This is a genomic window from Streptomyces albidus (ex Kaewkla and Franco 2022), assembly GCF_013870515.1.
Taxonomy (GTDB): domain Bacteria; phylum Actinomycetota; class Actinomycetes; order Streptomycetales; family Streptomycetaceae; genus Streptomyces; species Streptomyces albidus.
Map to the genome: position 1 here is coordinate 1 of NZ_JACBXA010000046.1, position 21912 is coordinate 21912.

Below are 21912 nucleotides of genomic sequence, written 5' to 3' on the forward strand. Positions count from 1 at the left end.
GACCACACGGTCCAGGTGGGCTGCGCACGCCTTCCCCCGATCCCCCGCCAGGACGCCTCCCTGCGCACGCGCACACGCGTCACGCAGGCGGCTTCCGCGGTGCTCCGTCACCCCGTGGCCGCACCCGTACTGCTCGCCACCGTCCTGCACTTGGTCTGGCTGTGGCTCCTTGCCAGCGGCGGCGGAGACCTTGCCGCGCAGGACGCCTGGGCGGAGTTCGTCGAGCAGCACCCCGACTCGGCCTACAACCTCGCCTGGTACGGCGGGCTGCACCCCTTCTCGTACAGCGTGCTCTCGCCCTATCTGATGGCGGCGCTCGGCGTCCGCACCACGCTGATCCTGGCCGGGGTCCTCTCCTCGGCGCTGCTCGCCCTGATACTCCGCCGAGTGCTGAGCAAGCCCCTTCTGCCTGCTCTCTGGGGCGCCTTCTCCTTCACCTGCAACGCCGCTTCGGGCCGTGTCACCTTCGCTCTGGGTGTGCTCTTCGCGCTCGGCGCGGTCGCCATGGTGTGGGCCTGGCCCCGGCGTTGGTGGCGCAGCACCGGCAAGGGCCGGTACGCACGGGGGGCTGCCGCCGCCGTGCTGGCGGCCCTGGCGACGACGGGGAGCCCCGTCGCGGGGCTGTTCCTCGAGGTGGTCGCGGCCGCCCTCTTCCTGGACCGCCGCCGGCAGGCCGCGTACTCACTGGCCGTCACGCCACCGGTCGTCGTGATCGTCTCGGCGGTCTTCTTCCCCTTCGAGGGCGTGCAGCCGATCCCGTGGTGGTCGGCGCTCTTCCCGCTCCTTGGAGCGGTGGCGGCGCTGCTGTTCGTGCCGCGTTCGTGGCGCACGGTGCGGCTGGGTGCGCTGGTGTACGCGATCGGTGTCGCGCTCACATGGCTGATCCCCTCGCAGGTCGGGTCGAACGTGGAGCGCCTCAGCCTGCTGTTCGGCGTGGTGATCCTGCTGGCGGCGGCTCCGCTGGTGGTCGGTGACTGGCGGTCGCGGCGGGGCGTGGCGATGGTGGTCGCCCTCGTCGTGGCGGTCGGCTGGCAGATCGCCAAGCCCTCCTACGACGTCTTCGCGACGACCCCCGACCACACGTGGGGCCGTGAACTGACCCCGCTGGTGCAGCAGCTCAAGCGCGTCGACGCCGTGCGCGGCCGCGTCGAGGTGGTGCCCGTACGCAGCCATCGGGAGGCCTCCGCCCTCGCGCCGTACGTCAATCTCGCCCGCGGCTGGAACAGGCAGGCCGACACCGACCGCAATCCCGTCTTCTACGAGAACGGCGGCCTGGACCCGGACAGCTATCACGCGTGGCTGCGTCGCTGGGCGGTGCACTACGTGGTGCTGCCCTCCTCCTCTCCGCCGGACGGCGCCGCCAAGGAGGAGGCCGAGATCGTCAGGGCGGGACAGCCCTATCTGGAGGAGATCTGGAGCGACGAGAACTGGCGGCTCTACCGCGTCGCCGATCCGCTGCCGCTGGCAGAGCCGCCTGCGAGCGTGGAGCACGCGGGGGCGGGCGAGGTGAAGGTGCGGGTGCGTGAGAGTGGCGCCGTGCTGGTACGCGTCCCGTGGTCGCCGTGGCTGGGCCTGGTCGACAGGGAGGGGCAGCGCATCGAAGCGCCGGAGCCCGGGGCTCAGAACGTGTACGGCTGCCTGCGGAAGGCCGCTCCGACCGTCGGCGGTCCGCCCGCGCCGGGCGAGAAGGACCCGGTGATGGACACCTGGACCCTGCTGGAGGCCCCCCGCCCGGGTACGTACCGGCTCGCCGCGCCCTACAAGCTGCCGCGCGGGACGCTGTGCCCGGACGGGAACCGGCGGTCCGCACCGCCGAAGAGCTGACGTCAGCTGCCGCTGCCGTAGGGCCGCGTGATGATCTCCAGGACGTGCCCGTCGGGGTCTGCCCAGTAGACGCCGCGGCCGCCGTCGTGGTGGTTGATCTCGCCGGGGTGCTTCCGGCCGGGGTCCGCGTAGTAGGCGAGCCCTGCCGCGCCGATGCGGGCGAAGATCTCGTCGAATTCCTGCTCGGAGACGAGGAAGGCGTAGTGCTGCGGCGTGACGGGTTCGGCTCCGGCGTCGATGTAGTCGAGAGTGACGTCGTTGGCGGCGGCGACGGGAAGGAACGGGCCGAACTGCGGCTGCACTTCGAGACCGAGCAGCCCGGCGAGGAATTCGGCGGACGCCTTCTTGTCGGTGGCGTACACGATCGTGTGGTTGAGCTGCACGGACATGAGTCTGTCTCCCTCAAGCGCTCGCGGTGCGGGGCGCCCGGCCCTTCCGGGTTCGGGGTGCCCGCTCTTCCAGCCGTTCCGGTTCATTCCAACCCCGGGCCCGGGCTGCGAATTTCGCGGCGCTGTTCCGTCATTGGACGTAGGCCCGGGGACCGAGGCGGGGGAGGGGGATGCCCCGGCCCCGGGCGTACGCCGTTCTCACAGCTCCGTGATCACACGGGCTGCGTCTGGTTGCTCATCCGCGGCAGGAGCGGCACGAGGGTGTCCCAGCGCTGCATCTCGCAGCCGTTCTCGCGGTTGAAGCTGGCGTTCACGGGCCGTCCGGCCCACCGTCCGTGTACGTGGGCGCTGACGGGGCCGCCGTACTGCATCGTGCAGCGGGTGCCCGTCCTGACGGGCGCGAAGGGCTCCTTGCCCCATGTCGTCAGCTCGTCGAGCCCGTCGCACGCCTCCTCGGCGTCGGGGTGGTCGCCACTGGCCGGGTGGCAGTACAGCTCGTACGTGTCGTCGACCCCGGCGCGGCCCGAGTCGGCGACGGTGACGGTGAGATGGTCGGCGGGCCGGTACTCCACGGGGGCGAGACCGCTCCCGGCGAACGCCTGTGGGGTGACGGTCAGGGCGGAGACGAGAGCGGTTGCGGTGACGGCGAGGCGACGGATCTGCATCGGACACTCCCTGGGCGCTGGACTGCGGGCGGGTGCGGAGAGGATGAGGTGGCAAGGGAAAGCGGCGCGGGAACGTGAAGGCGCGCAGTAGTCAGCCTCTTCGCCCGCCAACGCCCGATGCGGGGTGTGCGTCGCGTGCCGGACCCCAGGTTGACTCGATCGAGTTACGCGGCCGGGTCAGCCGGGGGCTGCGGCTCGTCGAGGGGGCTTGCCGCGTCGGGAGCCGCCAGGAGGCGCCGGCGCCCGCGCGGGGTGCCGGGGACGGTCCTGCCCTGGCGGCTCCATTCGTTCGCGAGCCCGGTGTAGATCGGCTCCAGCCAGTAGGCGCCGGTCAGTTCGGCGAACTGCGTCGCCGGTTCGGCGAGTCCGTCGCGCTGGGCGCCGCGGAGAAGGATGAATGACGTGTTTCCCATGACGGGGCAACAGCGTCCGGTGAACGCGGGACACCGTCGGGGGCTTCGCTTCACCGCGACGAGATTCCGCGTTCGATCACGCGTTGGTCACGTCGGTCCGCGCCGGGTACGTGTGTTCGAGTGCGAGGAGGGCCGCAGTCCGTGTCGGGACGGCCTGACGGTCACTCCGCCGGCAGGACCGAGGAGACCACCGCCTCGACGAGCCTCTCCGTCTCCTCCTCGGAGAACATCTCGGGCAGCGTGAGGTGCTCCAGCAGCACGCCTGTCATGGCGAGGTAGAGGACGAGCACGGTGTCCGCGTCGCCGGGCATCCCGGAGTCGAGATGGAAGCTCAGATTCTCCTCGAACTCGGCGCGGACGGCACGTGTGAGCTCGCGTTGCAGTGCCGGCCGCCGGGTGGCTTCGAGGCGCAGCTCCAGCATGGCCAGGTAGCCCGTGCGCTCCCGGGTCATGCGGCGCATCAGCCAGCGGAGCAGTTCCGCGACGAGTTCGCGTGAGGGCGCGGCGGAGCCGATCACCTCGGTGACATCGGCGGGGTCGGGCGCCATGCGCAGATGGATGCGGCCGCCGGCCTGCGTGAACAGATCGTCCCTGCTGGTGAAGTAGTTGGAGGCCGTGCCGGTGGGGACGCCCGCCTGGGCGTCGACGGCGCGGAAGGTGAGCCCGCGCGCCCCGTCGCGAGCCAGCACCTCGATGGCGGCGTCGACGAGGGCCGTCCTGCGCTCCGGGTTCCTGACCATCCGTTCCCCCTCCGACTCCACTGCGGGAAAAACGCCTTGCGCAACCACTACACATGAAGCACTCTACCTGAAGTGGTTGTGCTGGCGAGGTCGCGGAAACCACTCACCGCCACGACGAGGGGATCACATGCGAAAGCTGACCTATTTCATCGCCGCATCCATCGACGGCTTCATCGGAGCCCCGGGAGGGGACGGGCAGTTCTTCACCAAGTACGTGGACGAGGAGTTCTTCGAGTTCCTCAAGGAGGAGTTCCCCGAGACCCTGCCGACACCGGGGCGTCAGGCCCTGGGCATCGACGACCTGGAGCACAAGGAGTTCGACACGATCATCCAGGGCAGGGCGAGCTACGACGTCGCGCTGGACATCGACGTCACCAGCCCGTACGCACACCTGCGCCAGTACGTGGCGTCGCGCAGCATCGAGAAGTCGCCCGACCCGGCCGTGGAGATCATCTCCGAGGACCTGACCGGGAGGGTCCGCGCGCTCAAGCAGGAGGACGGGCTGGGGATCTACCTGTGCGGAGGATCGAAGATCGCGGGTGAACTGATCGACGAGATCGACGAGTTGATCATCAAGACCTATCCGCTCGTCCTCGGGTCGGGGTTGCCGATGTTCTCCTCGGAGTTCCGCTTCACCGAGTTCGCGCTGGAGTCCGTCCGTCCGTTCGGCAACGGCGCGGTGGTGTGCCGGTACAGCCGGGAGAGGTGAGCCCGCCCGGCAGGGGCGTCACTGGATCTGGCGGCGGACCAGTTCGTGGAACGGACCGTCGGTGTCCGCCAGCAACTCCTGTGGCGTCCCCTGCTGCACGACCTGTCCCTGTGACATCACCAGCACCCTGTCGGCGTCCATGACGGTGGACAGCCGGTGTGCGATGACGATGCGCGTCGCCTGCAGCTTGCGGGTGCTCTCGGTGACGATGCGCTGGGTCTCGTTGTCCAGCGCGCTGGTCGCCTCGTCGAAGTAGAGGATGCGGGGGCGCCGGATGAGGGCCTGGGCGATCATCAGACGCTGCCGCTGGCCGCCGGAGACGGCGGCACCTCCGTCGGAGAGGATGGTGTGCATCCCCATCGGCATGCGCTTGATGTCCTCGGCGAGGCCCGCCATTTCGGCCGCCTCCCAGGCCTCTTCGTGCGAGAAGATCTCGGCGCCGCAGATGGAGTCGAGGATCGAGCCGACGAACGGCTGTGCGTTCTGCAGCACGACCCCGCACTGTCGGCGCACCGCCGACTGGTCGAGGGCCGCCAGGTCCTGCCCGTCGTAGAGGACGGTGCCGGAGACGGGCTTGTCGAAGCCGATGAGAAGCCTCAGCAGGGTCGACTTGCCGCAGCCGCTCGCCCCGACGATCGCCACGAACTCGCCCGGCTCCACACGGAAGGAGACGTCGTCGAGTGTCAGCGGGCCGTCGTCGCTGTACCTGAAGGAGAGCTGCCGGGCCTCGATCCCGCCGGACAGCGCACCGGGCAGCGCGCTTCCTCCGCGCACCTCGGTCGGCTCGTGGAGCACCGGCTTGACCTTCTCGAACATCGGCAGCGCGGACGCGGCCGAGATGAGCGAGTTCGTCAGCTGGGTCACCGAGGTGAGCATCATCGTCACCGCGGTGTTGAACGTGAGGAAGCCCGCCGCGGACAGGGTTCCGCGAGCCGGACCCGCCAGCAGCATGAACATGATGAGGGAACAGAGCGGCAGATAGACCGAGTTGAGGACCGTCGTCCAGTTCTTGATCCGGCCGACCCGCTGCTGGAGCTCGCGGCTGCGGGCGAACTCCCGTGCCCACGCCGCGTACGCGAAGCTCTCCGCCGCCGCCACGCGCAGCTTCGGCAGACCGCGAAGGGTCTGGAACGCCTGGTTGTTGAGCTTGTTGTTCAGGTCGATCAGCCGGCTCTGCCAGCGCAGCTGCCAGACGCCCATGCCGATGAAGGCGCCCGCGATGACGACCAGAAGGCCGAGCGCCACGAGCGTCAGCGGGATGCTGTAGAAGAGCAGCAGCACCAGGTTCATCGCGCCGATGGTGCAGGCCTGCACCGCGACCGGCCCGACCCCGGACAGCACGCGCCGCATCGTGCTGATTCCCATGGCGGCGCTGGCCAGTTCGCCGGTCGAGCGTTCGGCGAAGAACTTCGTCGGCAGCCGCAGCAGCCGGTCCCAGACGGCTGGTTGCAGCGCGCTCTCGACGCGCCCCTCCACGCGCAGGATGGAGATGTTCTGCAGCAGCATGAACGCCGCGGTGACGACGCTGCTGAGCACGATCGCCAGCGAGACCTGCGTGATGAGGCTGGTCTCCGCGTTCGGCACGTACACACCCAGCACCTGGCCGGTGGCGATGGGCACGAGCGCGCCGAGCCCGACGGCCACCAGGCCGCCGAGGACCAGGTTGCGCACGTCCATGCGTGTTCCGCGCAGGCAGAAGCGCAGCAACTGCCAAGCGGTCATGGGCTCTTCGGGCAGCGGACGGTAGAACATCACGGCCCGCGGCTCGAGTTCGCCCGCACTCTTGCTGCTGAGCCTGGTGCGCCTGCCGGCGGAGTCCACCGCCTCGTACCTGCCACGCCGCCACAGCAGAGCGACCGGCGTTCCGGACCCCTCACGGTGACCCACGAGAGGGCCGGTGTTGTCGCGCCACCAGCGGCCCTCCAGCTTGACCACGCGCGTACGGACGCGGGAGCTGAGCGCGATGCGCTCGACCGGGTTCGTACGGTCGCCCAGCGAGCTGCTCTCCTCGGGCGCCTCGAGCGTGATTCCCGCGTCCTCGGCGGCCATGCGGGCGACGGCGAGCGTGGCGTCGTCGGTGGCTCGCGAAGCGGCCGAAGCACCCTTGCCCGTGGTGTTGATGGAGGCCAGCAGCGCCTGGTCCGCCTGGGCCCGTACGGCCTCACCGGCTTCGATGCCCGCAGCCGTACGGTCCTCGTGGGCGCGCTCCAGACGTTCGATCCAGCGGTCCAGGGCGGACAGCAGCCGGAACTGCTGATTGACCATGCGCTGCCACATCGCGCCGTCGACGAGCAGCTGGGACGCGGCCTCGGGGCTGTACTCGACGCCGTACTGGACGCTCCCGGGATCGACCGGCATCCACATGATGTCGTCGTCGTCCGGGGCGAACTGCGCGCCAGCGCCCTGGTGGGCCATCGCGTCCGGCGTCACCTCGCCGTCCAGGGGCGCCTCGAAGAGGACGCGCAGGCTGCGGCCGATTCCGAGGGCGAAGGCGGTGTCGAGCGGGGTGTGGACGGCGGCTGCCGCACCCGTACCGGGGTCGGTGTTCCAGCCGTGGCCCCCGTTCCACGCGGGGTCCGAGGTGCCGTACGCGTCCGTGTAGTCGGGCATGAAGAGCTCGCGCAGCTCGATGCGCCGCAGCGCGCACTCCCGCAGCGGCCTGCCCGTCAGGGTGTGCTGGGGCCCCTGGACCGGGCCGAGGACGAGGGTCCCCGGTTCGAGGCGTCCCAGGAAGTGCCAGTGGCCCTGCTGGGCGGCGTCCACGGCGAAGAGGTCCATCGCGCCGGCCGTCACGAGCCAGAGCACGTGCGGACCCTCCAGCGGCATGCTGCGTCCGCTCACGCAGTCGACCTCGTCGCCGAGGGCGCCGAAGGCGGCGACCACCGGATCGTGGACGGCCGGGCCGGGGGCCGCGCCGGCGGGGGGCTCCTGGAACGCGTCGGCGTTCGCGTCGTGGGCGCCTTCGCGGGGGCCGGGTGTGGCGGGCGGTGCGGGCGCGGTGGGTGCTGCCTCGCCGTAAGTGCTGTTGCTGTAGCCGTCGTTGCCGTACGGCGCCGTGCGGTAGGAACCGCTGTCGTAGCCGGTCTCGTGCGAACCGGTGTCGTACGGGCGGGTCTCGTGCGAACCGGTGTCGTGCGGGCCGGTCTCCTGTGGACCCGGGCCGTTCGGGCCGACGCCGTACGGGGACGGCTCGTACCCGGCCCTCTCGTACGAGCCCGTGCCGTACCCGGTGCCCTGCTGCCCCTTGGAGCCGTCGCCGGATGCCACGTCAGTGCTCCTTGACCAGCTCGGCGTACTGCCCGGCCGCGGCGACGAGTTCGTCGTGCCGCCCGCGCTCGACGACCGTCCCGTGGTCCAGCACGACGATCTCGTCGCTGTCCCGTACGGTGCTCAGCCGGTGGGCGATGACGACGCAGGCGCAGCCGCGGCGCCGCAGGTTGTCGATGATGACCTGCTCGGTCTGCGCGTCCAGGGCGCTGGTCACCTCGTCCAGGACGAGGATGCTGGGCCGGCGGACCAACGCCCGTGCGATCTCGAGGCGTTGACGCTGCCCGCCGGAGAGGTTGCGTCCGTCCTGCTCGACACGGCTGTGGATCCCGCCCGAACGGTGCGCGAAGTCGTCGAGCACGGCGGCGTCCCGCAGGGCCGTGGTGACGGCCTCGTCCGAGATCGAGGGGTCCCACAGCGCGACGTTGTCGCGGACGGTTCCTTCGAAGAGGAAGACGTCCTGGTCGACGAAGGAGACCGACGCGGCGAGTGCGCTGCGGGAGATGTCCTCCAGCCGCTCCCCGTCGATCCGGATCACTCCCTCCCAGGGACTGTAGAGACCTGAAATGAGCCTGGAGACGGTGGACTTGCCGCTCCCGGAGCCACCGACGAGCGCTACCTGCCTGCCCGGTCCCACCGACAGCGAGAACTCGGTGAGCAGCGGCTTGTCGAGCGGGCTGTATCCGAAGGTGATGTTCTCCAGCGAGACGTGGCCCTTGAGCCGGCGCGTGCTCGCGGCGGGCTCACGCCGCGAATACAGCGTGTCCACGGGGAAGTTCTCCACGTCCTTCAGCCTGGCCACGTCCGCGGCGAAGTCCTGGATGCGCCCCGCGACACCGTTGAGCCGCGTGATGGGTGCGGTGAAGCGTGTCACCAGCGCCTGGAAGGCCACCAGCAGACCGATCGAGATGTGGCCCTCGACCGCCCGCATGCCGCCGATGAGAAGGATCATCGCGCTGTTGAGCGTCGCGAGGGTGGGAGCGACGACGGCCAGGGCGGCGGAGGGCACCCCGAGCTTCTGCTGCTCCTCCAGGGTGGTGGCGTGCTGCCCAGCCCAGCGGCGGAAGTAGCCGTTCTCGCCGCCGGTGGCCTTCATCGTCTCGATCAACTGGAGGCCGGTGTAGGAGGTGTTGGTCAGCCGTGCGCTGTCAGCCCGCAGCTTCTGGGTGCCCGTGGCGCGCAGCCGGATGACCACGCGCATGGCCACCACGTTCAGCAGGGCGATCAGCACACCGATCAGGGTCAGTTGAGGGTCGTACGTCCACAGGAGCACCGCGTAGAGGATGACGACGATGGCGTCCACGCCCGCGGCGGCCAGGTCGCGGGCGAGGGTCTCGGAGACGGTGTCGTTGGACTGGAGGCGCTGCACGAGGTCGGCCGGGCTGCGCTGGGCGAAGAACGTGACGGGCAGTCTGAGCAGGTGCCGGAAGAAACGGGCGCTGCTGAGAGTGGAGGAGATGATGCGTCCACGCAGCAGGTTCGCCTGCTGAAGGGCCGTCAGGGCAGCGGTGAGCACCACCATGGCGCCCATCGAGGCGAACAGCACGCCCAGCAGCGAGGTCTGGTTCCCGATCAGGAACATGTCGATGTACGTACGGCTCAGCGCCGGTACGGCCGCCCCCACCGCGACGAGCAGGAGGCTTGCCAGCAGCGCGGCCAGCATCGTGCCCGTGGTGCCGCGCAGCCGGGTCGGCATGGCGCCCATGAAGCCCGGGCGCTTGCCGCCGCGGCGGAAGCCGTCGCCCGGTTCGAAGGTGAGGACGACACCGGTGAAGCTGGTGTCGAAGTCCTCCATCGCGACGAACCGGCGCCCCTTGTCGGGGTCGTTGATGAACACGCCGCGGCGGCCGAGGCGCCGTCCCATGCCCTCGTAGACCACGTAGTGGTTGAACTCCCAGAACAGCACGGCCGGAGCCGGGACATCGGCCAGCGCGGCCGGTTCCATCTGCATGCCCTTGGCCGTCAGCCCGTAGGTGCGGGCCGCCTTGAGCAGGTTGCTGGCGCGTGAGCCGTCGCGGGAGACACCGCAGGCGATGCGCAGCTCTTCGAGGGGGACGTGGCGCCCCCAGTGGCCCAGGACCATCGCGAGGGCGGCGGCGCCGCACTCCACGGCCTCCATCTGGAGCACGGTGGGGGTGCGGATGGTCTTGTACTTGGGCTTCGGCATCGGCTGGTGCGCCGGCTTCGCCGCGTCGTCGGCACGGCGGCGCCCGCCGCTCCTGCCGTTCGGACGGTGCTTTCCCCGTCCCGGGGGCGGCAGTTCGGGCGGCTGCGTCGTCGTGGAGTCCTGCTGGGCGGTCACGGGAGCAGCCAATCGACCGGGCGCTCGGAGGGCTGGTGTATCGCGCCGTCGGTCATCGTCATGGAGTCCAGCCGGTACGGCGGCCCGTCCTCCGAGGACCATCTGTAGCCGGACTTGGTCGAGGACGAGGGCTCCAGCTGCACCAGGACCGCCACCGGCTGGCCCTCCTTGGAGAACTGCGCGGCGAGTTGGCCGTTGCCGAGGAACCCGGAGATCTGCTGACGCGTCTGCGGTGCCCTGCCGACAGCCTTCACACGGCCCCGCAGCACGCCGTACTGCTCGGTGGGCGCGGACTGCACCGTCAGATCGACCGAGGCGCCCGGCCGCACTGTCGACCCGCTGCTGCCCGGCACGTACAGCATGGCCACAAGCGGCTCGTCGGTCTTCTCGAGCCGTTCGACCGTCGCGACGTCCTTGCCGGTCGTGACGACGGAGCCGATCTTGGCGGTCAGGGTGGTCACCCGCCCCGGCGCCACGGTCCGTACGGCCCGGAAGCCGCGGTCCGTGCGGAGCTTCAGCACGGGGGTGCCGGCCGGGAGCATGCTGCCCTCCTTCGCCAGCACCTCTGTCACCTGACCGGAGACGGGGCTCTGGAGGACGTAACTGCCCTTGGCGTGCGTGAGGACGCCGGGTGCGTCGAGCTTCGCCGAGACGCGGCCGGTGACGGCCCAGTAGCCCGCGCCTGCCATGACGACGACGGTCACGAGCAGCACGAGCCAGCCCTGCGGCCGTGCGTAGCGCACGGGCAGGTCGAGTTCCTCGGGGGACTGCAGCTTGGAAAACGCCTTTTGCCGGAACTGCACGGGGCTATTCCCTCAACTGCGTTCGTTGCTTTCAGGCACGACGCTTCTTCGGAGCCGGCACCGCATGGCGCCAGCTTGATCGGGGTGACCACTGGAGCAATGACGACTGGCAGCCACTGACAGAAATTCGGTGAAGCTGTTCGCCAGCTGGTCCCGAACGCATCCGTAAGCCCCGGAACGAAGGTTCCGGGGCTCACGTTCACCCCACTGGGATTCAGATGCACCGGGCAGGCAGAGTTTCAACGTGCTCAACATCGGTGCCTCTGCAGCCCGGTGACAGGCATCGCCTCAGAGACCGGCGAGACCGGTGACCTGGGAGGCGTCGACGCCGGTCAGACCGGAAACGGCGCCGTTCACGGTGCCGACGGTCTCCGAAACCGGGGCAACGGAGTCAGCGGTGCTGACAGCGGTGCCGACGACCGAGCCGAGGACACCACCGGAAACGTTGTCCAGGTCGTTGTCGGAAATCTCGCGGGTCTCAACCTGGGGCGTGAAGTCCATGTTGGCTTCCCTTCGCTTGCTTGGATGTTCTCTCAATAGCATCGGCCGACTCGGGGACAAAGCCGTCCGGCCGTAACGAGCGGTCGTCTGATGCCCGACAACGGGAACCATTCGTTCAACTTCCGCGTCTGGGCCGATCAAAGCACGCTCAAGCGCTGCCGGGCCACTCGTCCGTGTGGTCGTTCCGCGCTGATCCGGGCAATCAACTTCGCTTACGTGTAGTCCTGTCCACGAATTCGTGGCGATCCCTTCACTTGCCGCTTCGGCTGTATGCGCAGACATGAAGACCTGACCGGCATTCAAATGGACATTCCCGCACCAAGTTCACCGCCGCCACAGGGGTTCCAAGCCTCTCGGGCGGGTCATGTGCCTCCCCTACGAACCAGTTGTGCAGGTTCGCTGAAATCAGTTTCGGAGGACTGTGCTCACTGCGTGAAGCGGCGCCTGACCTGCATCTGCACAAGACCTGCGACGTCGGATGAACTCGGTTACGCCAGGTGATCGGCAGAGTTCGCAGTGAAGTCCCGGTCTCTTACGGACGCCTAAGACGCACTACGGGCGAAATGACTTGTTCAAATAGTGAGACGGTTCCGGCGATGCCTTTTCGGATTTGCGCCGGCGGGTGTTTGCGTCAACTCGCCATTGAAATGGCAGCCGCTGACACCCCGTCGTGAGTCGGCGCCCTGTGGAGCGGTGATGAGTGTGACGGCACGTCAGTCCGGTTCCTGGAACGCCTGCTCGTCCCGGCGCGTGACGCCGAGCGACTCCACCGCCGGGCGGGCTCCGGCGGTGTGCGCCCTCGCTTGAGGCGCCCCGCGAGGGGTGCTCGACCGCCTCGCTGGAATCCACTTTTTATGCGCTTTGCATCACAACGTCAGAAAAATCGAGGAACCGTGACGATTCGTCGGCCGCTTCGTTATCAGTGTGCCGGCTGGTCGTGGGCTCTTCCCCCACGTTGGCAATCGAGGCCCCGGGATCCGTCCCGGGGCCTCGGTCCTTTTCCCGGGCGGGTCGCGGAATGCCGCCGACGCCGTGTCTACTGGGACGCCGCACAGGCGTCGTCGTACGGGGGCAGCGTGGCCGAGGGTCTTCCGATCACACGGCGCCTGCGCCGCGCACGGGTGGCCGTCTCTCTGATCTTCTTCGTCCACGGAGCCGTCTTCGCTTCCTGGGCCGCACGCGTGCCCGCCGTGAAGGACGAACTGCACCTGTCCGAAGGGATGTTGGGTGTGGTGATGGCCGGGCCCGGCCTGGGCGCGCTGGCCGGGAGCCAGCTCGGCGGGCTGATGGTGCAGCGGCTCGGCAGCCGTACGGTCAGCGGCCTGGCGCCCGTGGCGCTGAGCCTTCCGCTGGGCCTCGTCCCGGTCGCGCAGTCCGCGTGGCCGCTCATGGGCGTGCTGGTGCTGCTGGGAGCCGCCGACGGATGCACCTCGGTCGCCATGAACGCCCAAGCGGTCGTCGTGCAGCGGGAGTACGGCCGTGCTGTGCTCAACTCCATGCACGCCCTCCGCAGCGTCGGTGCCGTCGCGGGAGGGCTCGCCGGGGTCGCCACGGTCTCCCTCGGCCTCACGCTGACGGCACAGTTCGTCCTCATGGCTCTCCTGCTCGCCGTCCTCTCTGCGGCGGGAGCCTGGGGGCTCATACCCGAGGCGGAACCGAGCGCGAAGAGCGCCGCGACGGAGCCTTCGCCCGGTGACGGCGACGAACGCGGCGACCGTACGGATGCCGTCGCCCTGTACGGGTCACCACGCGGCCGAGGAAGGCGCGCGACTGTGTCGCTGCTCGCCCTGATGACCTTCCTCGCCGCGCTCGTCGAGGACACCCCCGCGTCCTGGAGCGGCGTGTACCTGCGGGAGTTGGGCGCGGACGCCGCCACGGCCGCAGCGGGGTACGCGGCGTTCTCCGCCGGCGGGGTCGTCACCCGCCTGTTGAACGACCGGCTGGTGAACCGCCTGGGCTGGGTACGGCTGATCCGGACCGGGACGCTGTGCTGTGCCGTCGTACTCGCCGTCGCGCTGCTGCTCGGCAGGCCCGGAGTGGCGCTGGCCGCGCTCGTGGTCGCGGGGGCGGGGATCAGCGCTGTCTTCCCAGGGGCGTTCACGGCGGCGGGTGCGCTTCCGCGTCCGGGTCTGGCCATGGGGCAGGTCGGTTTCGCGGGCAACCTCGGGTGGCTGCTGGTCCCGCCCCTCATCGGGGGAGCGGCGACCGTCGTCGGACTGCCGCTCGCGCTGGGCCTGTTGGTGGTGGCCGCCCTGGCCATCGCCCTTCTCGCTCCTCTCACCCGTACAGGTGGAACCGCGTGACATACCGGCCATCGAGGCCGTACCGGCGAGTCAACTTGGCTTGAATTCCTCAACGCAGGAAGCTATTTGGGACGCAGTTGTTCTGTCATGCTCATGCTTCGACAGTCCGATGTCCGGACCTCTCCCCCCACGGAGGTATGAAATGCGTCGAAGACTCACCGCGGGTCTTGTCGTTTCTTCCGCTTCACTCCTCGCCGTCATCGGTTCCGCCACCACCGCACACGCCGACCCGGCCGACAAGCCGCAGGTGCTCTCCAGCTGGACCCAGACCGGCGCCGGAAGCCAGAGCGCCTTCCTGTCCGCTCGGGCGAACCAGGGCTCCTGGGCCGAGTACAACTTCGACTGGTCGACGGACGTCTGCTCCTCCTCCCCTGACAACCCCTTCGGCTTCCCCTTCGAGAACGGTTGCATCCGCCACGACTTCGGCTACCGCAACTACAAGGCGCAGGGCACCTTCGAGGCCAACAAGGACCGGATCGACAGCGCCTTCTACGAGGACCTGAAGCGCGTCTGTGCCGGCTACAGCGGTGCCACCCAGGCCTCGTGCAACGCCTTGGCGTGGACCTACTACCAGGCCGTCGTCGTCCTGGGCTTCGAGAAGGCGAGCCCGGTGGGCTGACGGACCCGCTGCGCCGGCCGCAGCTGCGACGAACAAGGCGCGACGCCCCGAGCGGCGTTCCGCACAGGCGGAGGGGCCCAGACCTGGGCCCCTCCGCCTGTGTCGTGCAAGGCCCCGTCGCCTCTTTGCCGCCCCCGCGCATCTCCCGCAAGTGCAGCACAAGCGCCACGCAGGAGGCTGTCCCCATCTGCCCTGCCGGACGCGCCTTGCGGAGAACGAGATGACCCAGGAGACGACGACCCCGTACGAACCCGATGCCGCCCCCCGAGCCGTCCTCGACGAGGGGAGGGCGCCGGTCACCAGAGGTTGGACCGGGCGCTACGCGCTCGCGAGCACCGGCATGTGGCTCGCGTTCCTCACCCCCGCACAGGTGCAACTGGCCCGTCAGGCCGAGCTGTTCGCTCCCGACGGCAAGGAGGCCCTGCTCGGGCTGGCCACCGGCGTCGGGGCGGCGGTCACGGCTGTGGCCGTACCGGCGTTCGGCGCGGTCAGCGACCGTACGCGCTCCCGGTACGGCAGGCGCAGACCGTGGGTGGCGCTGGGCAGCGTGCTGGCCGCGGCCGGTCTCGCGCTCCTCGCCGGGGCGACCGGGTCCGTGTCGATGATCCTCGGGTGGGTGGTCGCCCAACTCGGGCTCTCCGCGGTGCAGGCGGGTCTGGTCGCCACCATTCCCGACCGGGTGCCGCGGCCGCAGCTGGGCACGGTGGCGGGCTGGGCCGGGATGACGCAGATGCTCGGCGCGCTCCTGGGCACGCTCCTCGTCAACAAGCTCGTGCCGGGGCTGGTCGCCGGCTATGCGATGTGCGCGGTGATCGCAGTGGTGGCGGTGGTGCCGTTCCTCGCCGGGCACAAGGAGGAGGACACCCGGCCGAAGAGCACGGGGCCGGCCGAGACCGGTCCGTCCCCTCTGGGTGTTGCCTCCGCTCCTGCTCGTAAGGGAAGTCGCAGAACCGCCGTCTCGGGTGACCTGGCGTGGGCATGGGCCAGCAGGTTCCTGGTGGTGCTCGGGTTCGCGCTGATCACCCAGTACCTCCTCTACTACCTGACGGACGCGCTGCGGGTCGAGGACCCCCAGCAGGCGATGCTGACGACGACCGGCGTGACCGTCCTGTGCGCGATGGCAGCGGCGCTGGTCACGGGACGCCTCTCGGACCGGCTCGGACGCAGGCGGGTCTTCGTCGCCGCGGGCGGTGCGTCGATGGGGCTGGGTGCCCTGGGGCTGGCTCTCGTGCCGAGCTGGCCGGTCGCGGTGCTCGCGGCGGTCGCCGTCGGCATCGGCTTCGGCACGTTCCTCGCCGTGGACCTCGCGGTCATCAGTTCGGTGCTTCCCTCGGCCGCCGACACCGGCCGGGACCTGGGCATCTTCGCCATAGCCACCGCGGCCCCGCAGGTGCTGGCGCCGGCTCTCGCCGTGCCCGTGCTGGCCGCTTCGGGATACGGCGGCCTCTATCTGCTCACCGCGGCCGTCAGCGCGGTGGGCGGTGCGCTGGTGCTCCGGGTGCGCTCCGTCAGGTAGCGCGGTCGGTCACCGCTCCGGGAGCACGGACGGGCCTCCCGGAGCGGCCACTTCGAGCCCGGACTCAGACGCTGTCCGCCAGCTCCATACGTCCCTGCATGCGCGCGCAGTTCGCACAGCAGAAGTACCGTCCTTCGGCCTCCAGGCCGTGCCCCAGGATGCGGCATCCGCAGTTCTCACAGATCGGCGCCATCCTCTGCGCGGCACATTCGAAGCTGTCGAAGATGTGCACCGCGCCTGCGGCACGGACTTCGAACGTGGCGGCGTAGTCGTTTCCGCAGACCTCACATACGGCCATCTCGTGGCTCCTCGTTTCGCTGAAGCGGTTGGGTACCGCAGCTGATTCGTACGTGCGATGAGACATCTGAGAAGGATGAGACGGGGGCTGCCGGGTCACGGTGCCGAAAGGAAGGGCCCCCGACCGCCGTGCGGTGGGGTGCCCTTCGCGGTCCGGCCTTCGCCGGTGTCAGTCGGGTGTCAGTCGGCGGACAGTGCCTCGACGAGATCACCCGTCGTGGCGTTCGGAAGTGAACGGGCCACGTCCGCGACAGCCACCATTCCGACGAGCCGGCTTCCGTCGATCACCGGCAGACGACGCACCCCGTACCGGGTCATCGTGGCCAGCACCTCCTCGGTGCCGTCGTCGGCCCCGATGGTGACCGCCTCTGCCTGGTTCAGGCTGCCGGCGGGGAAGGATTGCGGATCCCGTCCCTTGCCGATCACCTTCACCACCAGATCCCGGTCAGTGACGACACCCTTGATCTTGCCGTCGTCCTGGCCGCAGATCGGCAGGGCGCCCACACCGGCCTCGGTCATTATTCGGGCGGCGTCGGCGGCCGACTGGTCGCTTCGGACGCAGTCCGCGCCGGGGCTCATCACTTCTCGCGCAGTGGTCATGGAACAAAGCTCCTGAACGACGTACGTACTCGGTGCTGCCTGAGCAGCTCCTCTTCCGGGTCCGTGCTGCCCGTGCCGGAGCCGTCCGGCGGAGGTCCCCGCCGATGCGGCTCACGACGTGTCAGGCCCGAACCGGGTCGAAGCCCGAGTAGCACACACGGTCGTGTTCAAACCTGGACGCATCGGGCCGACGTCGCAGCGGACGACCACCGGGCGCGGAACTGGCCGGAGTGCCCCTGGCCGTGACGGGCCGTCCGGTCGCCGACGGCGATCCCCGTGCTCACGCGATGAGATTCTCTGGGGAGCGGTCTGTGCCCTACGCAGCGCGAAGGCCCGGCGGGAGACTCCCCGCCGGGCCTTCGCGCAGTCAGCGCCGGGTGCTACTGAACGACCTTGATGCGGTCCGCCTTCGGCGGGGCCAGCGGGTCGGAGGACGAGGAGTGCTCGCCGAAGTACGCCTCCAGCGCGTCCAGGTCGGACGAGCCCACGAGCTTGTCCTTGCCGTCCTTGAAGGCCGCGAAGCCGTCGCCGCCGCCCGCGAGGAACTCGTTCATCGCGACGCGGTACGTCTTCGCCGGGTCGATCGCCTTGTCGTCCAGCTTCACCGAGTCCTTGACGACGCGGTCCTTGCCGGACTTCGTCATGTCGAGGGTGTAGCTGAAGCCCTCGGAGACCTGAAGGATCTTCGGCGTCGCCTCGTTCGCTCCGCTGACCTGCTGCTCCAGGGCGGTGATCAGCTGCTCACCGGTGAGGTCGATCGCGGTCATCATGTTGGTGAAGGGCTGCACGGTGAACCCTTCGCCGTACGTCACCACACCGTCGCCCTCACTGCCGGACGCCGCGTGGACGAGGTCGGAGCGGATGCCGCCCGGGTTCATCAGCGCGAGCTGGGCCCCGCCCTTGTCCTCGGGTGCCATCGCCTCCAGCTGGGCGTCGGAGATCACGTCGCCGAGGGGGGACTCGGGCGTGGTGGCGCCCCGGCCCTCGATGTCGCCCGAGATGTAGCCGATGGGCCTGTTCGCGATGGGCTCCGCCAGCTTGCTCCACCGCTTCACGAGCGAGGTGAGGTCCTTGGCCTTGGCCTGCTCGCGGCTCACGACGTGGTTGGCGGTCTTGACGCCGGTGCGCACGATGTCGTCGGTGCGACGGTCGTACGTCAGCGTGGTGTCCGTGTAGAGCTTGCCGAACGACGAGGCCGAGGTGACCATGCGCGGGTCGCCCGCCGGGTCCGGGACGGTGCAGGCGTACGCCTGGTGCGTGTGGCCGGTGACCAGGGCGTCGACCTTCGGGGTGATGCCCTTGGCGATGTCGACGATGGGGCCGGAGATGCCGTCGCCCGGGCCGGGGCTGTCGCAGTCGTAGTTGTACTCCGGCTTGGCCGGGGACCCGCCCTCGTGGATGAGCGCGACGATGGACTTCACGCCCATGTGCTGGAGCTTCTTGGCGTACTTGTTGACCGTCTTGATCTCGTCGTGGAACTTCAGGCCCTTGACGCCCTCTTCGGTGACGATGTCGGGCGTGCCCTCGAGCGTGACGCCGATGAAGCCGATCTTCACGCCCTTCTTCTTCCAGACGCTGTACGGCTTGAGGATCGGGCGCTTCGTCTTCTCGTCCGTCACGTTGGCGGCGAGGTAGGGGAAGTCGGATCCCTTGAACTTCTTGCCGTCCTCGAAGCAGCCGTCCTCGGGGTGGCAGCCGCCGTCCTGCATCCGCTTCAGCTCTTTGCGGCCCTCGTCGAACTCGTGGTTGCCGACGCCCGCGACGTCCAGGTCGACCTTGTTGAGCGCCTCGATGGTGGGCTCGTCGTGGAAGAGACCGGAGACCAGGGGGCTGGCGCCGATGAGATCGCCCGCAGCGGCGGTGACGCTGTACGGGTTGTCCTTGCGGGCCTTGCGCAGCGAGGTCGCCAGGTATTCGGCGCCGCCCGCGGCCACCTTCTCCGTGGTTCCGTCGGGCTTCAGACGGGAGACCTCTCCGGAGGAGCCGGCGGGTGGCTCGATGTTGCCGTGGAAGTCGTTGAAGGAAAGCAACTGCACGTCGACCGTGCTGCCGTGGCCATGGCTCTGGCTGCTCTTTCCGTCATCGTCGCCGGCAAAGGCGGGCAGGGCGGCGGAGAGCATACCTACGGTGGCCAGTGCGGCCACGCCGACGGCCAACCGGCCGAGGCGTCTGCGGCGTTGAGGTTCCGCTGTCATCGAGTTCCCCTTCGTGGACTGCGCGGGCGCAGTGCAGCCTACGGTCAACGCGCGTAGTACCGCAGTGGTGTTGCGGTAACGACAGGGTTGCGAGACGGAGAGCGACGGAGGCCCGGAGGGTGCGGTCAGCGCCCGGCGGGCTCGCCGCCCCTGGTCCGTCCGGGCCGTCTCGCGAAGCTCGACCCGACCCGGGGGCGGAGCGGGGCCCGGGGCGGGCGCCTTGCCGGGCCCGAAAGGGTGCCCGCAGGGAAAGTGCTGGTCACGGCCCGGTCGTCTGGGCGGGGCGTGACGTTGCGCCGTTCGGCGGTGAGCTGCGGCGGTGTCTCCGTATGCGGCATATATGTGGGTTTGTCGTTGTCGACTTTCTCAAGGAGAGAGCGAGAACCCGCCATGATCACGAACATACGCAGGGCCGCCCTCGTCGCCGCCGCGACGACGCTGCTGGGAACGGTCGCCGCATGCGGCAGCGTGCAGCACGCCCGGCAGCACGACCGGGAGGGGAGCCGGGAGGATTCCGCAGCGAAGAGTGGTCGCGCCACTGCCCCGGCCGAGCGCCCGTTCACCCTCCTCGCCACCGGCGACATACTTTCCCACGACTCGGTCATACGGCAGGCCCGTTCGGACGCTGCGGGCTCCGGCTACGACTTCCGCACCATGCTGGCCGGCGTCAAGCCGCTCGCCTCCCGTGCCGACCTCGCGATATGCCACATGGAGACGGTCTACGGCCGCTCGGGCGGCCCCTTCACCGGATACCCGGCCTTCAAGACGCCGCCGAACGTCGCCGAGGCGATCAAGGACACCGGGTACGAGAGCTGCTCCTCCGCCTCGAACCACTCGATGGACGACGGAGTCGAGGGCGTACGCCGCACCCTGAAGGCCATGGACGAGGCGGGACTCAAGCACGCGGGCTCCGCGAGCTCGGCGAAGCAGCAGACCCAGCCGACCCTCATGAAGGCGGGCGGCGCGACCGTGGCCCAACTCGCCTACACCTACGGGACCAACGGCATCCCCGTGCCGAAGAAGAAGTCGTGGGCGGTCAACCTGATCGACCCGCAGCGCATCATCGCCGACGCCCGCGCCGCACGCCGTGCGGGAGCCGACGTCGTGGTGACGAGCCTGCACTGGGGGACCGAGTGGCAGGAGGCGCCGGACCAGCAACAGAAGACGCTGGCCAAGCAGTTGACCGCCTCCCGCACGAACGGGCGCAAGGACATCGACCTCATCATCGGTACGCACGCCCACGTCCCGCAGGCCTACGAGAAGGTGAACGGCACCTGGGTGGTGTACGGGATGGGCGACCAGATCGCAGGAAAGATGAACGACCCGCGCGGCGCGATGAGTTCGGCCGCGCGATTCACCTTCGTGCCGCCCCGGGGCCAGGCGTCGTCCGGGAGTGCCGAGGCGCTGAAGGACGCGAAGGCTGAAAAGGGTGCCAAGGCGGAGAAGGGTGCCAAGGCCGAGAAGCACGGCAAGCACGCGCGTACGACCGGCAAGCGCGGGGAGTGGTCGGTGAAGAAGGCCGAGTACATCCCCTTCTTCGTCCAGACCTCGCCGCGGATCAGCGCGGTCGACCTGAGCTCGGAAGCGGCCCGGCTGGGCGACGACCGGATCGACGCGTACAACAAGATCAGGAAGGCCGTCCTGAGCAGGGGCGCCGACAAACAGGGCCTGCGGATGGGCCGTTGAGCCGGCTCGCCGCCAGGTAGAGCGCCGGCGGGCCGGTCCGTACACGGTCGCCGTGCACGGACCGGCCCGCCCGGGGGCTCAACAGCCCCGCACGCGCTACCTCTTGAGTGCGACGCCGCCGTACTGGTCGACGTCCACGGGCTCGCCGACCGGCATGGCGTCCGGCCGCCAGCGGGGGCACGAGACGACCCCCGGTTCCAGCAGCTCCAGGCCGTCGAAGAAGCGGGCGATCTGCTCCGGGCTGCGCAGGATGTAGGGAGCGGAGCCGCCCTCGTTGTAGAGCCGCAGGGCCTCGACGTACGCGGGGCTGGTGTCGGTGCTGTCGTACTGCACGAGATGGCTGCCGGACGGCAGCGCGTCCGTCAGCTGCCGCACGATCGTGCGTGCCTCGTCGAAGTCCTCGATGTGGCCGAGGATGCCCATGAGCATGAGCGCGACGGGCCGGGAGAAGTCCAGCGTCCGGGAGGCCTCTCGCAGGATGGTCTCCGGGTCCCGCAGGTCGGCGTCCACGTAGTGGGTGACGCCTTCCGGGGTGCTGGTGAGCAGGGCGCGGGCGTGCGCCAGCACGAGCGGGTCGTTGTCGACGTAGACGATCCGGGCCGCGGGGTTCACCCTCTGCGCGATCTGATGGGTGTTGTCGACGTTGGGCAGCCCGGTGCCGATGTCGAGGAACTGGGTCACTCCCGCCTCACCGGCCAGATGCCTTACGGCGCGGGCGAGGAAGTACCGGGCGGCGCGTGCTCCGTCCTCGATGTCGGGGTAGATCTCGCGGAACTGGTCGCCGGCTCTCTGGTCGACCTCGTAGTTGTCCTTGCCGCCCAGCCAGTAGTTCCAGATCCGGGCCGACTGCGGCACCGTGACGTCGATCTTGGCCTGGATGTCCGGATCGTTCCCTACGGGGTCGTCGGTCATTGGGCACCTCTTCTCGAATGGGCCGGGGGCGCAGGCACTGCGCCGGGCCACGATGTTAGGCGTCAACTGCCGTGCCGCCAGGCGGATTTGAGCCGCAGGGCACGCGGAGTTCCCGTTGCCGGCGTGCTCGCGGGGAGCCGTCGGCGGGGCGTACCCGGAGCATGCGGAAGG

Annotated in this window: 18 protein-coding genes; 6 read left to right on the top strand and 12 right to left on the bottom strand. The window is 69.6% G+C overall.

The features are described from left to right. On the top strand, window positions 1-1824 hold a 1824-nt coding region (locus H5J26_RS10480), incomplete at its 5' end, for an MFS transporter (protein WP_309237858.1). 2 nt (window positions 1825-1826) lie between these two features. On the opposite strand, the gene H5J26_RS10485 is transcribed toward H5J26_RS10480, so the two are convergent. The 4 genes from H5J26_RS10485 to H5J26_RS10500 all read right to left on the bottom strand — a co-directional run bounded on the left by H5J26_RS10485 (window position 1827) and on the right by H5J26_RS10500 (window position 4031). Beyond that, window positions 1827-2213 carry a VOC family protein gene (locus H5J26_RS10485; protein WP_181765500.1) on the bottom strand — a complete coding sequence of 129 codons (387 nt, stop codon included), beginning with the start codon at window positions 2211-2213 and terminating at the stop codon, window positions 1827-1829. A gap of 212 nt (window positions 2214-2425) precedes the next feature. After that, window positions 2426-2878: an SSI family serine proteinase inhibitor gene (locus H5J26_RS10490; protein ID WP_181765501.1), complete on the bottom strand. Its 453-nt coding sequence runs from the start codon at window positions 2876-2878 to the stop codon at window positions 2426-2428. A gap of 164 nt (window positions 2879-3042) precedes the next feature. After that, complete coding sequence (locus H5J26_RS10495) at window positions 3043-3291, bottom strand: hypothetical protein (protein WP_181765502.1); 249 nt, start codon at window positions 3289-3291, stop codon at window positions 3043-3045. 161 nt (window positions 3292-3452) lie between these two features. Continuing rightward, window positions 3453-4031 carry a TetR/AcrR family transcriptional regulator gene (locus H5J26_RS10500; RefSeq protein WP_181765503.1) on the bottom strand — a complete coding sequence of 193 codons (579 nt, stop codon included), beginning with the start codon at window positions 4029-4031 and terminating at the stop codon, window positions 3453-3455. A gap of 127 nt (window positions 4032-4158) precedes the next feature. On the opposite strand from H5J26_RS10500, the gene H5J26_RS10505 reads away from it, so the two are divergent. Beyond that, the gene (locus H5J26_RS10505) at window positions 4159-4740 is read left to right on the top strand and encodes a dihydrofolate reductase family protein (protein ID WP_181765504.1); all 582 of its coding nucleotides are present in this window, start codon (window positions 4159-4161) and stop codon (window positions 4738-4740) included. 18 nt (window positions 4741-4758) lie between these two features. Here the strand turns inward: H5J26_RS10505 and H5J26_RS10510 are convergent, their stop codons facing one another. The 4 genes from H5J26_RS10510 to H5J26_RS10525 form a co-directional block, all read right to left on the bottom strand. Further along, the gene (locus H5J26_RS10510; protein ID WP_309237859.1) at window positions 4759-7623 is read right to left on the bottom strand and encodes an NHLP bacteriocin export ABC transporter permease/ATPase subunit; all 2865 of its coding nucleotides are present in this window, start codon (window positions 7621-7623) and stop codon (window positions 4759-4761) included. Between the two features lie 385 nt (window positions 7624-8008). Next, window positions 8009-10126, bottom strand: coding sequence for an NHLP family bacteriocin export ABC transporter peptidase/permease/ATPase subunit (locus H5J26_RS10515; protein ID WP_235980605.1), 2118 nt, complete (start codon window positions 10124-10126; stop codon window positions 8009-8011). Window positions 10127-10305: 179 nt separating this feature from the next. After that, on the bottom strand, window positions 10306-11112 hold the full coding sequence (locus tag H5J26_RS10520; RefSeq protein ID WP_181765505.1) for an HlyD family efflux transporter periplasmic adaptor subunit: 807 nt from the start codon (window positions 11110-11112) through the stop codon (window positions 10306-10308). A gap of 288 nt (window positions 11113-11400) precedes the next feature. Next, on the bottom strand, window positions 11401-11613 hold the full coding sequence (locus H5J26_RS10525; RefSeq protein ID WP_181765506.1) for a type A2 lantipeptide: 213 nt from the start codon (window positions 11611-11613) through the stop codon (window positions 11401-11403). A 1076-nt stretch (window positions 11614-12689) separates the two neighbouring features. Between H5J26_RS10525 and H5J26_RS10530 the strand changes: the two genes are divergently transcribed. The 3 genes from H5J26_RS10530 to H5J26_RS10540 all read left to right on the top strand — a co-directional run bounded on the left by H5J26_RS10530 (window position 12690) and on the right by H5J26_RS10540 (window position 16051). Further along, a complete protein-coding gene (locus H5J26_RS10530) occupies window positions 12690-13916 on the top strand; it encodes an MFS transporter (RefSeq protein ID WP_181765507.1) in 1227 nt (408 codons plus the stop codon). Window positions 13917-14058: 142 nt separating this feature from the next. Further along, entirely contained in the window at window positions 14059-14535 is a 477-nt protein-coding gene (locus H5J26_RS10535) for a phospholipase (RefSeq protein ID WP_181765508.1), read from the top strand. Window positions 14536-14755: 220 nt separating this feature from the next. Then, window positions 14756-16051: an MFS transporter gene (locus tag H5J26_RS10540; RefSeq protein ID WP_181765509.1), complete on the top strand. Its 1296-nt coding sequence runs from the start codon at window positions 14756-14758 to the stop codon at window positions 16049-16051. Window positions 16052-16115: 64 nt separating this feature from the next. Here H5J26_RS10540 and H5J26_RS10545 read toward each other — a convergent pair whose 3' ends face one another. From H5J26_RS10545 to H5J26_RS10555, 3 genes are all read right to left on the bottom strand, one after another. Continuing rightward, window positions 16116-16349, bottom strand: a complete 234-nt coding sequence (locus H5J26_RS10545) for a hypothetical protein (protein WP_181765510.1) — start codon at window positions 16347-16349, stop codon at window positions 16116-16118. 179 nt (window positions 16350-16528) lie between these two features. Then, on the bottom strand, window positions 16529-16948 hold the full coding sequence (locus H5J26_RS10550; RefSeq protein ID WP_181765511.1) for a CBS domain-containing protein: 420 nt from the start codon (window positions 16946-16948) through the stop codon (window positions 16529-16531). Between the two features lie 380 nt (window positions 16949-17328). Further along, window positions 17329-19143 (bottom strand): bifunctional metallophosphatase/5'-nucleotidase, encoded by a 1815-nt coding sequence (locus H5J26_RS10555; protein WP_181765512.1) that lies wholly within the window; start codon window positions 19141-19143, stop codon window positions 17329-17331. A gap of 390 nt (window positions 19144-19533) precedes the next feature. Here H5J26_RS10555 and H5J26_RS10560 point away from each other — a divergent pair, with 390 nt between their 5' ends. Then, window positions 19534-20829: a CapA family protein gene (locus H5J26_RS10560; RefSeq protein WP_181765513.1), complete on the top strand. Its 1296-nt coding sequence runs from the start codon at window positions 19534-19536 to the stop codon at window positions 20827-20829. Window positions 20830-20925: 96 nt separating this feature from the next. Here the strand turns inward: H5J26_RS10560 and H5J26_RS10565 are convergent, their stop codons facing one another. Continuing rightward, entirely contained in the window at window positions 20926-21741 is an 816-nt protein-coding gene (locus tag H5J26_RS10565; protein WP_181765514.1) for an SAM-dependent methyltransferase, read from the bottom strand. Window positions 21742-21912: the final 171 nt, after the last annotated feature.

Bases quoted from the DNA above. Each gene is read 5' to 3' on its own strand.
- H5J26_RS10485 (WP_181765500.1), bottom strand. From the start codon at position 2,213: ATGTCCGTGCAGCTCAACCACACGATCGTGTACGCCACCGACAAGAAG.
- H5J26_RS10490 (WP_181765501.1), bottom strand. From the start codon at position 2,878: ATGCAGATCCGTCGCCTCGCCGTCACCGCAACCGCTCTCGTCTCCGCC.
- H5J26_RS10495 (WP_181765502.1), bottom strand. From the start codon at position 3,291: ATGGGAAACACGTCATTCATCCTTCTCCGCGGCGCCCAGCGCGACGGA.
- H5J26_RS10500 (WP_181765503.1), bottom strand. From the start codon at position 4,031: ATGGTCAGGAACCCGGAGCGCAGGACGGCCCTCGTCGACGCCGCCATC.
- H5J26_RS10505 (WP_181765504.1), top strand. From the start codon at position 4,159: ATGCGAAAGCTGACCTATTTCATCGCCGCATCCATCGACGGCTTCATC.
- H5J26_RS10515 (WP_235980605.1), bottom strand. From the start codon at position 10,126: ATGGAGGCCGTGGAGTGCGGCGCCGCCGCCCTCGCGATGGTCCTGGGC.
- H5J26_RS10525 (WP_181765506.1), bottom strand. From the start codon at position 11,613: ATGGACTTCACGCCCCAGGTTGAGACCCGCGAGATTTCCGACAACGAC.
- H5J26_RS10535 (WP_181765508.1), top strand. From the start codon at position 14,059: ATGCGTCGAAGACTCACCGCGGGTCTTGTCGTTTCTTCCGCTTCACTC.
- H5J26_RS10540 (WP_181765509.1), top strand. From the start codon at position 14,756: ATGACCCAGGAGACGACGACCCCGTACGAACCCGATGCCGCCCCCCGA.
- H5J26_RS10545 (WP_181765510.1), bottom strand. From the start codon at position 16,349: ATGGCCGTATGTGAGGTCTGCGGAAACGACTACGCCGCCACGTTCGAA.
- H5J26_RS10550 (WP_181765511.1), bottom strand. From the start codon at position 16,948: ATGACCACTGCGCGAGAAGTGATGAGCCCCGGCGCGGACTGCGTCCGA.
- H5J26_RS10555 (WP_181765512.1), bottom strand. From the start codon at position 19,143: ATGACAGCGGAACCTCAACGCCGCAGACGCCTCGGCCGGTTGGCCGTC.
- H5J26_RS10560 (WP_181765513.1), top strand. From the start codon at position 19,534: ATGATCACGAACATACGCAGGGCCGCCCTCGTCGCCGCCGCGACGACG.
- H5J26_RS10565 (WP_181765514.1), bottom strand. From the start codon at position 21,741: ATGACCGACGACCCCGTAGGGAACGATCCGGACATCCAGGCCAAGATC.